Raw genomic sequence first — 10,951 nt, 5'->3', positions numbered from 1 at the left:
ATGAGAGAGGCTCAACCATGAACACCAAGGTCATCAGTCTGGTTTCCATCGGCGCCCACCCGACCTCCGGCCGGCCTCGGCGCGCCGACCAGGACTCGCGCGCCGTGGAGCTGGGCCTGCAATTGGCGGGCGACGACTTGCAGGTGCTGCATGCCGGTGACGTCGCCGAGCCAGCCCTGCGCGCCTATCTGGGCATGGGCCTGCAACAGTTGCACGTGCTCGAGCAGCCGCAGGGCGCCGATGCGCTGCCGGTACTGTGCGACTACCTGCAAGGCGCCGGCGCCCAGCTGGTGCTGACCGGGACCCAGGCCGAAACCGGCGAAGGTTCGGGCATGTTGCCGTTTCTGTTGGCCGAAAAGCTCGGCTGGCCGATGATCGTGGGTTTGGCGGAGGTGGAGTCCATCGACAATGGGGTAGCGCAGGTGTTGCAAGCTTTGCCCCGTGGTCAGCGACGTCGGTTGAGCGTGCGCCTGCCCTTGCTGGCCACGGTCGACAACGCGGCGCCCAAACCCCGGCAAAGCGCCTATGGCCCCGCTCAACGGGGTAGGCTGGCGGTCGATGAGGTGGAAGTGATAAACGACGAGCTGTTCGACAGCGCCGAACTGCAACCGGCCAAGCCCCGGCCCAAACGGCTCAAGGTGATCAAGGCCAAAAGCGGCGCCGACCGCATGAAAGCCGCCACGGCCAAGGCCAGCGGCGGCGGGGGGCAGGTGCTCAAGGGCCTGAGCGCCGAGGAGGGCGCGCAGGCGGTGCTCAAGGCGTTGATCGAGGAAGGTGTGGTGCGTTGAGATCATCGCGCGTTGCTGCAGTGCCAACGCGCCGACTCCGGACGCGGTCCTCCAGGTACACCGCATGCACCGCCGACGCGGCTCGCGCCGCTGCTACAGAAACACCACGATCCCCTGTAGCAGCGGTGCAAGCCGCGTCCGGCCTCAACGCGGTCTTTCAGGTACACCGCATGCACCGCCGACGCGGCTCGCGCCGCTGCTACAGAAACACCGCGATCCCCTGTAGCAGCGGCGCAAGCCGCGTCCGGCCTCAACGCGGTCTTTCAGGTACACCGCATGCACCGTCGATGCGGCTCGCGCCGCTGCTACAGAAATACTGCGATCCCCTGTAGCAGCGGTGCAAGCCGCGTCCGGCCTCAACGCGGTCCTCCAGGTACACCGCACGCACCGCCGACGCGGCTCGCGCCGCTGCTACAGAAACACGCCAAGGCTGTGCTGCCGCCGCGTCTACAGCGGATGGTAAAGGCGTATCAAAAACTGGGTAAACGAAGGCTCCAGCACGCGATTGCCATGGCCGCTCAGATGGTCGGCATCGGCGAACAGCGGCTGCGCGTCCGTGTCATATACCGAGCAGGTCGCGCCTGGGCAAAGAATCGGCAACGGGTCCCAGACTTTCAGCATCGGGTATTCACGGGCCAACACCGTCAGCAAATGCATCTGTGGCGCACGCAGCTGCAATACCCGATCACGCTCCACTGTCAATCCAGGTGCGCATACAGGGTTCATGCGGTTGAACACATCGGAGCAACGGTTTGCCGGTGCCTTGAACACCGGCGCCGGCGCGTCGATCAGCACGGTCAGTCCAGCCGCCTGCAGAGGGGTGAGCACGACGTCGGCGGCAGCCCGAGCCTCTTGTGCCTTTTGCGCGGTGTGCTCGCCGAGCGCCTGGGCAAAGACCGCCTTCTCATCGCCCTGCCAATCGCGCCCCGCCAGTTCCGGCATGCGCAATGACGCCAGAAACACCACGTCCCCAGGCTTGGCACGTGCTCGAATATCGGCCAGGGCGGCGTCTCGCCAGGCCCTGCAGGCGGGCGGATCGGCCGCCAGCAGACTCACCACCGCGCAGCCGCCGCGTTCGTATTCCACCACCTCGATGCCCAAGCGCAGCGAGACGATATTCAACATCGTGCGGTAGGCAGCGGTGTGCGAGTCGCCCAGCACGAACAATTGGCGACCCTGCAGTGCAGGGTCCTCGATCGGTTCGATGGGTTCGCGGGGGTAGTGCTTGTAGGCGTGCCAGGTGTAACTGTCGGCGACCGTGCTCAAAGACAGGCGTTCGGTATTGTTCACCGTCCACATGGCGGCCCAGGCAGACAGCCCCACGGCCAGCAGGGCCGCGCCGAGGGTCAGGCTGGCACGACGTTGAAGCACACTTCGGCCACGGCGTATGGGTTGTTCGATCCAGTGGTAGGAAGCGGCAGCCAGACCCAGCACGACCAGCGGGTACAGCACCTGTACGAGCACTGTCTCCAGGCCAACGGTCCAGCGCAGGAACACGGCCACCGGCCAGTGCCACAAGTACAGCGAATAGGACAAGCGCCCCAGGTAGGTCACTGGCCGCGCACTCAAGATTCGGTGCAGTAAGCTGGAGCGATCGCCGCCAGCGAGCACGATGCCGGCAATCGCCGACGCAGTACCTACCACCGTGACCAGCGCCCAGGGAAAGGGAAAGCTGCGCGCGGGCGTCCACATGAACCCAGCCACCAGCAACCCCAGTCCGGTGCCCAGCAGAACCAGCGGCCGCGTTGCCTCGCGCCGAGCACCGGTGGTGGTACTCAACATCTGAAACAGCAGCGCTCCAGCCGCAAGTTCCCAGAACCGGCTGGGCAACAGGTAGAACGCCGACAACGGCGCGGCCTGGGTCTGCACCGCGCACCACAGCAGCGACGCCAGGGTCAGCAGTGGCAATGCGATCCGGGCCAGCAGGTGGGTGGTGTGGTAGCGCAGCCAGCAGAAAAACAGCACTGGAAAGATCACGTAGAACTGCTCTTCCACGCCCAGTGACCAGGTGTGCAGGTAGGGATTGAACTCGGCACGGGGTGAAAAATACGTGTCGCTCTGCCAGGCCAGGGTGAAGTTGCTGACGCCCAGAAACGCGGCCAGGCCGGTTTCGTCGTTCTGGTTGCTGAGCCACACCGGCGGCACCAACAGGGCGGACAGCATCACGCTGACCAACAGCACTACCAACAGCGCCGGAAGGATACGCAGGGCCCTGCGGCGATAGAACTCCAGCAGGTACTCACGCATAGGCCGGTCACCTCGTTCGGCCAGGGACTGGCTGATGACGTAACCGGAAATGACAAAGAACATGTCCACGCCGGTGAAGCCCCCCGCAAGGAACCCGAGGAACTCGACGTGAAAGACGATCACGGCAAGTACCGCGATGGCGCGCAAGCCGTCGATACCGGGTAGATAGCCCCCGGTGGATCGATTGCCTGCGCTTGGCAGATGAGAAGTGCATGACATGGTGACGCCCCTTTTTTGTTGTTGGGGGGCGACACTAGTTCACGGAGCCTGTGGGTGAAATGTTCCACAGTGTCTGGATGTTTCCTCCAGCAATCCAGGGCTTTTCGGGTATGTCCGAATCAAGCTGCCTGCGTCTTGTCTGGATGACGTTGGCGGAACGCTGCTACCGCTGCGCCGGCCTCTTGCAGGCTATCGACCGCCGCACCGAACTTGGCAGCAAGATCACCCAATGTCATGGTTCTTGATAAGGTTTCATTGAGTCCGGGCAGCGGGTCATCCGCTTCGCTGGCGCCGTACATTTTCGCCACACGAAGTGTGCGTTCGTACAGCATGGCAAAGGTTTTGTCTGGATCTGCTTCCAGACGGTCCAGTTTGGTCGGATCCTTTTCTTGCTGTGTCTTGACGATTTCAAGGGCCGCCTTACCTCCGTCCACGCCTAACTTGAGCAGGATGCCGTAGGGGCCCAAAGCTTTGGAACCGACGGTTTTGAAGGCTTCGGTCGCAAGGTTTACGCCGTTCTTCTTGTTGTCCGGTACAAAACCGCGGAATTTGCTGTACGCCTTGCCGAAGAAGCCGTTCTTGCGGATCTTGCCATCGTGGACGATCGATGACGCTCCCAGGCTTCCGGTATGCAGATCCAGCGTTGCATGGTTCCCCGCATGTTCCATGCCTTTTTCGGCGGCAACACTCGCCAGCTTGCCGACCACCATGCCGATGCCTGTCCCGACCATGGTGCCAGGACCGGGCATTACCATAGTTCCGACTACGGCACCTGTAGCCGCCCCCACGCCTGTGGACGCCAAGTTAGAGACGGCAATCGTTGCCCCGCGCAGGGCTACCGACTTGGCCAGCTCACTGTTGCTTTCCATGTTTTTCAATGCCTGGATGACTGCAGCGCTGCGAGTATGGGTGATTTCGAACGACGCTAGCAGTACCCGTGCTCGTGAGTCCCTGGCGCGGTTGAACCACGTTTTGCAGTGACCTTTCCAGTTGTTGTATTTTCGCGCCTGCTCCTCCTTCGAGCCCCGCCCCCAACTGGGCTGACCCTCCAGATACTCAGCAGTCGGGCCTGCAGCGATCATGTCATCGAGCGTGTCGAAGCGGGTCTTGGCTCGGCCGTCGCTGTCGACCATGGAGACCGGGTTGTTACCCACCATGGCATACAGATTCAAACCATCGATGTCGCCGCCTGGGTCGGGGTTGATCCAGCGCATCAGCCAAGGTGCGTAGTAGCGCAGGCCGTAATAGTAAAGGCCGCTGGCATCGCGCTCCTTGCCCGAGTAACGCACGGTCTTGTACTTGGCTTCCAAGGCGCTGCGCCCGGCCCAGCAGGCCGTGCCGCCGAATGGGTAATACTCTTCACGGCTGAGCAGATGCCCATCCTTGTCGACCTCCAGGGTGCACGAACCTAGATGGTTGCCCAGGTTGTAGCGCAGTTGGTCGTTGGGCAATGCCTCAGGTTTGCCCTCTGCCCAATGCAGCATTCTTACGGCGCTACTGCCGGCCTGGGCGATGATCACGTGCAGCTGTTCGCCGCTGCGGCTATCGGTACGGATTTCCAGGCCAGGTAGATAGCGCACTTCGCACACGCGCGAGCCGCGGCTTTGCAGGGCTGTGGACTGCTTGCGCACCCGAGCGCCGGAAACGTCATAGCAGTAGCGCTCGTAGTCGTTCTGCCCGTCATCTCGGCGCACGGTCGCCACCTCGTGCAACTGGTTGTACTCGTCCCAGGCCAACGCCTGACCTGCCTCCAATGCGTGGGCATTGCCGTTGCGGTCGAACGCGGCAGCCAATTGGGTCTCGTCGGGCAGTTGCCCATTACGCTCTGCCAAAGACCGATTGTTGGCGCGTGCCACAGCCATACGTTGGGTCCGATTGCGTTGGCCGTTCACGTGTCGAAGCTCGACCAGGTTGCCGGCTTCGTCGTAACTCAGGTGTTGCGTGTAGTTGAGCAGCAGCGAAGCATCCTGGGGCAGGGCCAGTAGAGGAGGTAGCAGCGGCCCGTCGCCGCCGGTGTTGGCCGCTTCGCGGCCGCGGGCTTCGATCAGTTGGTAGAAGGAGTCATAGCGGTACAGGTTGGTTGGCTCGGTACGCCGATTGGCGAAATACCGGACCGGTTGGGCCTCATCGCTTATCTGGGTGACGTTGCCAATGGGGTCGTACAGGTAATGCAGGTCCTGCAGCACCGTGTTATCGGCTCGCCTGGAGACCGAGCGTCGCAATCTCAGGTCGATGGGATCATATTCATTGCGGCTAATGACCCCGTTGCCCGTCGTCTGCGACACCACCCGGTCAGCTGCATCGCGTACCGTGGCTCGTAGTAATTCGTGCTCCGTGCCTTGGGCAGTGACCAGACCGGCGGCGTTCTGTGCTCCGCTGACGTCATGACCGAACTGCTGGACATTACCCAGGGCATCGGCATGGCTCAGCAGTTGGCCGGTTGCATCATGCAGGTACGTGCTTTGATAGCCAGCACCAGATTCCAGCAAGGCGTCGCGTTCGCTGTGGGCTTGCGGCCAATCGGCAGCGACCTCGCCGGCCAGATAGTGGCGGGTAGTGCTGATGGTCTGGCCCTGGATATCCAGCGCTTCAGTGAATACGGTACCGGCGTCGTCATCGTGTCGGTAAATGGCGCCGCATAGATTGCGTGAAGCCTGCTCGGCATTCGCTGCGGCGTAGCTGACCCGCTGCGCGGTGCGTAGCTGGCCGTCAGCGGTGCATTTGACCGTGGCCACCAGGCGCGCAACATCATCGTAGTGGCAGTGAGTCGCAATCCCGCGACTGTCCCACGTAGAGATAGGCATCCCTTGGGGCTCATGCAGCATGATCTTCCAGCCCGAATCGACATTGTGCTGCCGCAAGGTGGCGCCGGAAAGGCTGAAAGTCGTGCGTTGGTTGGGTGTCTCGCTGTTGCCGGCGCAGAACTGCGCGAACAGGCGCGGATCCCATTGAGCGACGGGACGCCCGGCGTGGTCATGCCACTGGGCATTGATACGAGGCACTGCCGGGGTGCCGGCTTGTTGGCGATAGTAGCCAATACTGCGAACGGCTAAACCTCGAGGGTCGCAAACCGCCAGTGCTGGCGTGCGACTGTGGATGGTCAGTTGCTCGGATAAACGAGGGTGAGGCGACATAGGGGGCCTGCCTTGATCGGATAGATTTCCCTCTTTATCTCCGATCGATCAGCCCCCAGCCATGAACACCGATGGTATAGACCTTTCGCACAGCTGCAGCTGCAGTTACGCCCGGTGCTTCAGCCACTGACGCAGCTTTTGCCGCAGCCATGGGTCACTCGTGCACAGCCACACCCTTGAGATAGGCCGCAGGCTCCGCCCCCAAATTGCTCAGCAGGCGCTCGCTGTACCAGTCGATGAAGTTCACCACGCCGAACTCGTAGGTTTTCGAATACGGGCCTGGCTGGTAGGCGGTGGAGTTGATGCCGCGCTGGTTTTCCTCGGCCAGGCGCCGGTCCTGGTCGTTGGTGGCGTCCCACACCTGGCGCATGCGGGCGACGTCGTAGTCCACGCCTTCCACGGCATCCTTGTGTACCAGCCATTTGGTGGTGACCAGGGTTTCCTGGGCGCTGATCGGCCACACCGTGAAGACGATGATGTGGTCACCCATGCAGTGGTTCCAGGAGTGCGGCAAGTGCAGGATGCGCATCGAGCCCAGGTCCGGGTTCTTGATGCGGCCCATCAGTTTCTTGCAGCCGACCTGGCCGTCCATCGTCATCGACAGCGTGCCCTTGAGCAGCGGCATGCGCACGATGCGGTTGCGCAGGCCGTGGCTGGCGTGGGCGTAGGGGATCTTCTCGGCATCCCAGGCAGCGGCCGAAGCAGCCACGTGGTCCTTGAAGGCCTGGTCGGCGCGTGGATCGGTGACGTCGTCCCATTCCAGCAGGGTCTTGAGCAGTTCGGGGTGGGAGCCGCCGCAGTGGTAGCACTCGCGGTTGTTCTCCAGCACCAGCTTCCAGTTGGCCTTTTCCAGCAGATCGGTCTGCACCGCGACCTTGGTGTTTTCCATGTCGTACGGTTCCATGTAATGGTTCAGCGTACTGAGGAAGTTGTCGATCGCAGGCGGGTTCTCGGCCAGGCTGATGAAGATGTAGCCGCCGGACGTCTTCACGTGCACGGGCTTGAGGCCGTACTGCTTCATGTCGAAATCGGCGCCCATCTCGGTGCCAGCGAACAGCAGGCGGCCATCCAGTTCATAGGTCCATTGGTGGTAATGGCAGACCAGCTTGGCGACCTTGCCCTTTTCCTTGGTGCACAGCCGCGAACCGCGATGGCGGCAGACGTTGTGAAAGGCATGCACCACCCCTTCGGCACCACGCACCAGGATGATCGGATTGCTGCCAATCTGCAGGGTCAGGTAGTTACCCTTGGCCGGGATTTCGCACGTCATGCCGGCGATCAGCCATTCCTTGTTGAAGATCTCCTGCATGTCGATCTGGAACAGGCGCTCGTCGTTATAGAACGGCTGCGGCAGCGAGAAGGTACGCTCGCGCTCCTGCAGCATCTGGGCGGTGGCCTTGCGTGCGGGTTCCAGTGGATCGCCCAGGCTCAGGGTAGTGGTGGCATCCATCGTGTTGATCCTCATGGCCATGCAGTGTGGCCGCGAAAAAAGTGGCGGTTACGGTTGTCGACGCAAGGCGGCTGAAACTGCGTTCAGATGCGGTGGAGTGTGCGACTCGGCGCGCTGGTAACCTTATCCATGGGCGACATGGCCAAATCCATTCCCGACGCTGCAGGCTAGGCAGCATGGGCCTGGTCGCCATAAGCATGTGGATGTCGCGGATGGGAATGTGGCAGGGGCAGCGCGCCCGCAGAATCGCTGCACGCACCGTCGGTAATCGACCTTGGAGAACAGCATGTCCAACCCCTTCCTGATGCCCGTCAATACCCAGACCTGGGCCAATGGGCGCCACATCGTTCGTTGCGTCAAGGTGATCCAGGAAACCTGGGACGTGCGCACCTTCTGCTTCATGGCCGACCAACCCATTCTGTTCTTCTTCAAGCCGGGCCAGTTCGTGACCCTGGAGCTGGAAATCGAAGGCGAGCCGGTGATGCGCTCGTACACGATTTCCAGCGCGCCGTCGGTGCCGTACAGCTTTTCCATCACCATCAAGCGGGTGCCGGGCGGGCGGGTGTCGAACTGGTTGCACGACACCCTGCACGAAGGTCAGGAGCTGGCGGTGCACGGGCCGGTTGGGTTGTTCAACGCGATCGATTTTCCAGCGCCGAAGATCCTCTACCTCAGCGGCGGGGTGGGTATCACGCCGGTGATGTCGATGGCGCGCTGGTTCTACGACACCAATGCCAACGTCGACATGGTCTTTGTGCATAGCGCGCGCTCGCCCAAGGACATCATCTATCACCGCGAGCTGGAGCACATGGCTTCGCGGGTCGACAATTTCAGCCTGCACATCATCTGCGAGAAGCACGGGCTGGGCGAACCTTGGTCGGGCTATCGTGGCTACCTGAACCACAAGCTGCTGGAACTGATCGCGCCCGACTTCATGGAGCGCGAGGTGTATTGCTGCGGGCCGACCCCGTACATGAACGCGGTCAAGCGCTTGCTGGAATCCGCCGGTTTCGACATGACCCGCTACCACGAGGAATCGTTCGGCGCCACGCCCCCGGAGGCGCGCGCCGACGCCGTGGAACAGGCCGAGCAGGCGGCCGATGCGCCGGAGGTAGACGTTTCCGAACTGCACCTGGTGGAGTTCACCGCCAGCGGCAAGAGCATTCGCGTGGCACCGGGCGAAACCGTGCACGCGGCGGCGTCCAAGCTCGGCATGATGATCCCCAAGGCGTGCGGCATGGGCATTTGCGGCACCTGCAAGGTGTTGAAGCTGGGCGGCGAAGTGGAGATGGAGCACAACGGCGGCATCACCGAGGATGACGAAGCCGAGGGCTACATCCTGTCCTGCTGCAGCGTGCCGAAGGGGGATGTGCGGATCGAGTTTTGAGACGTGCTCTACGGGGTACCTGAACCACCGCGTCGAGGCCGGACGCGGCTTGCACCGCTGCTACAGGGGATCGCGGCGCTTCTGTAGCAGCGGCGCGAGCCGCTTCCAGGCGCCCAGGGGTCACACCTTGAAGCGCGCCACCATCGCGTTCAGGTCCACCGCCAGGCGCGCCAGCTCGCCGCTGGCGGCCGTGGTCTGCGCCGACCCTGCGGCGGTCTGCACCGACAGGTCGCGGATGTTCACCAGATTGCGATCCACCTCGCGTGCCACTTGCGCCTGTTCTTCGGCGGCGCTGGCGATTACCAGGTTGCGCTCGTTGATCTGCACGATGGCGCCATTGATCGTCTCCAGCGCCATGCCGGCGCCCTTGGCGATGTTGAGGGTCGACTCGGCGCGTTCGGTGCTGTTGCGCATCGAATCCACCGCCTGCTCGGTGCCCCCCTGGATGCTGCCGATCATGCGTTCGATCTCGCTGGTCGACTGCTGGGTGCGATGGGCCAGTGCACGCACCTCGTCGGCCACCACGGCAAAGCCGCGGCCGGCCTCACCAGCGCGTGCCGCCTCGATGGCAGCGTTGAGCGCCAGCAGGTTGGTCTGGTCAGCCAGGCCACGAATCACGTCCAGCACCTTGCCGATATCCCGCGATTCGGCGGCCAGATGGCCGATCAGCTCGGCCGTGCTCTGCACGTCGCCACTCATGCGCTCGATGGCACTGACCGTTTCCATGACCAGATCACGGCCATCGCTGGCCGACGTCGTGGCGTCCCGGGAAGCCTCGGAAGTGCTCACGGCATTGCGAGCCACCTCTTCGACCGCACTGGTCATCTCGTTGACCGCTGTGGCGGCCTGTTCGATCTCGTTGTTCTGCTGAGTCAAGCCGCGAGCGCCCTCGTCGGTCACGCTGTTGAGCTCCTCGGCGGCAGAGGCCAGTTGCGTGGCCGAACCGGAAATGCGTTGCAGAGTGTCGCGCAGCTTGCCCTGCATCTTCTGCATGGCCAACAGCAGGCGCGCGGCTTCGTCGCGTCCCTCTGCGTGGATCGGCTGGGTCAGATTGCCCTCGGCGATGGCCTCGGCGGCGACCAGCGCTTGGTCGATCGGCTTGACGATGCTGCGGGTCAGCAGCCAGGCGGACAGAAATGTCAGCAGCGTGGCCACGATCAGCATGCCTACCACCCAACTGAGCGCCGAACGGTATTCGTCATCGGCTTGCTGGTTGATCTCGCGGGTCTGCGCGTTGTTGATCTTGACCAGCTTGTCCAGCGCGGCATTGACCTGCTCCGAGTTGCTCAGCATGTCGCTGTTGAGCATTGCGCGCAGTTCATCCACCTGGTCGTTCGCCGAAAAATTCTTCATGCGCGTCTCAAGCTGACGGTACTGGCCCAGCAGGCGGGTGTAGTCGTCGTACGCCGCCTGTTCCTCTGCACTGGAGATCATTTTCTCGTAGCGTGCCTGCGCCTGGTTGATCTGTTGGTTGCGCTGATCGAACAGCTGCACGGTCTTCTGCTGGGTATCGGCTTCGCGATTCAACAGCAGGCGGTACGACAGCACGCGCAGACGCAGGGTCAGCTGGGTCAGGTCGTTGAGGCTGCTGATGCTGGGGACGGTATTGTTCTCGATGTTCTGGCCGGCGGCACGGATATGACCCATCTGGTTCAGGGAAAACACCCCGAGCACGATCATCAGCAGGCCAATGAGCGAGAAGCCGAGCAAAGCACGCGAAGCAATG

General features: G+C 62.7%; 5 protein-coding genes and 2 pseudogenes. 2 read left to right on the top strand and 5 right to left on the bottom strand.

From position 1 onward, the window contains the following. Nucleotides 1-17: 17 nt before the first annotated feature. Nucleotides 18-788 carry an electron transfer flavoprotein subunit beta gene (gene etfB / locus BLV18_RS19205; RefSeq protein WP_049861383.1) on the top strand — a complete coding sequence of 257 codons (771 nt, stop codon included), beginning with the start codon at nucleotides 18-20 and terminating at the stop codon, nucleotides 786-788. A gap of 447 nt (nucleotides 789-1,235) precedes the next feature. On the opposite strand, the gene BLV18_RS19200 is transcribed toward etfB, so the two are convergent. From BLV18_RS19200 to gbcA, 3 genes are all read right to left on the bottom strand, one after another. Continuing rightward, the gene (locus tag BLV18_RS19200; RefSeq protein WP_090360962.1) at nucleotides 1,236-3,254 is read right to left on the bottom strand and encodes an acyltransferase family protein; all 2,019 of its coding nucleotides are present in this window, start codon (nucleotides 3,252-3,254) and stop codon (nucleotides 1,236-1,238) included. Nucleotides 3,255-3,373: 119 nt separating this feature from the next. Continuing rightward, entirely contained in the window at nucleotides 3,374-6,256 is a 2,883-nt protein-coding gene (locus tag BLV18_RS19195; protein WP_167375961.1) for an RHS repeat domain-containing protein, read from the bottom strand. Nucleotides 6,257-6,542: 286 nt separating this feature from the next. Further along, nucleotides 6,543-7,838: a glycine betaine monooxygenase oxygenase subunit gene (gene gbcA / locus BLV18_RS19190; protein WP_049861378.1), complete on the bottom strand. Its 1,296-nt coding sequence runs from the start codon at nucleotides 7,836-7,838 to the stop codon at nucleotides 6,543-6,545. A gap of 286 nt (nucleotides 7,839-8,124) precedes the next feature. Between gbcA and gbcB the strand changes: the two genes are divergently transcribed. Then, nucleotides 8,125-9,225 carry a glycine betaine monooxygenase reductase subunit gene (gene gbcB, locus BLV18_RS19180; protein WP_090360957.1) on the top strand — a complete coding sequence of 367 codons (1,101 nt, stop codon included), beginning with the start codon at nucleotides 8,125-8,127 and terminating at the stop codon, nucleotides 9,223-9,225. 120 nt (nucleotides 9,226-9,345) lie between these two features. Here the strand turns inward: gbcB and BLV18_RS22805 are convergent. Together BLV18_RS22805 and BLV18_RS22800 are read right to left on the bottom strand one after the other, a co-directional pair. Continuing rightward, nucleotides 9,346-9,945: pseudogene (locus tag BLV18_RS22805) on the bottom strand (methyl-accepting chemotaxis protein); the annotation flags it as partial. A 303-nt stretch (nucleotides 9,946-10,248) separates the two neighbouring features. Further along, nucleotides 10,249-10,905: pseudogene (locus BLV18_RS22800) on the bottom strand (MCP four helix bundle domain-containing protein); the annotation flags it as partial. Nucleotides 10,906-10,951: the final 46 nt, after the last annotated feature.

This window comes from Pseudomonas coleopterorum, from assembly GCF_900105555.1.
Classification (GTDB): Bacteria; Pseudomonadota; Gammaproteobacteria; order Pseudomonadales; family Pseudomonadaceae; genus Aquipseudomonas; species Aquipseudomonas coleopterorum.
The sequence above is the reverse complement of the archived record's forward strand: the minus strand, read 5'-3'. Positions and strand labels throughout refer to the sequence as shown.

What these genes read in the sequence shown, in the direction of transcription:
- etfB (WP_049861383.1), top strand. Translation starts at nt 18, where the DNA reads ATGAACACCAAGGTCATCAGTCTGGTTTCCATCGGCGCCCACCCGACC.
- BLV18_RS19200 (WP_090360962.1), bottom strand. Translation starts at nt 3,254, where the DNA reads ATGTCATGCACTTCTCATCTGCCAAGCGCAGGCAATCGATCCACCGGG.
- gbcA (WP_049861378.1), bottom strand. Translation starts at nt 7,838, where the DNA reads ATGGATGCCACCACTACCCTGAGCCTGGGCGATCCACTGGAACCCGCA.
- gbcB (WP_090360957.1), top strand. Translation starts at nt 8,125, where the DNA reads ATGTCCAACCCCTTCCTGATGCCCGTCAATACCCAGACCTGGGCCAAT.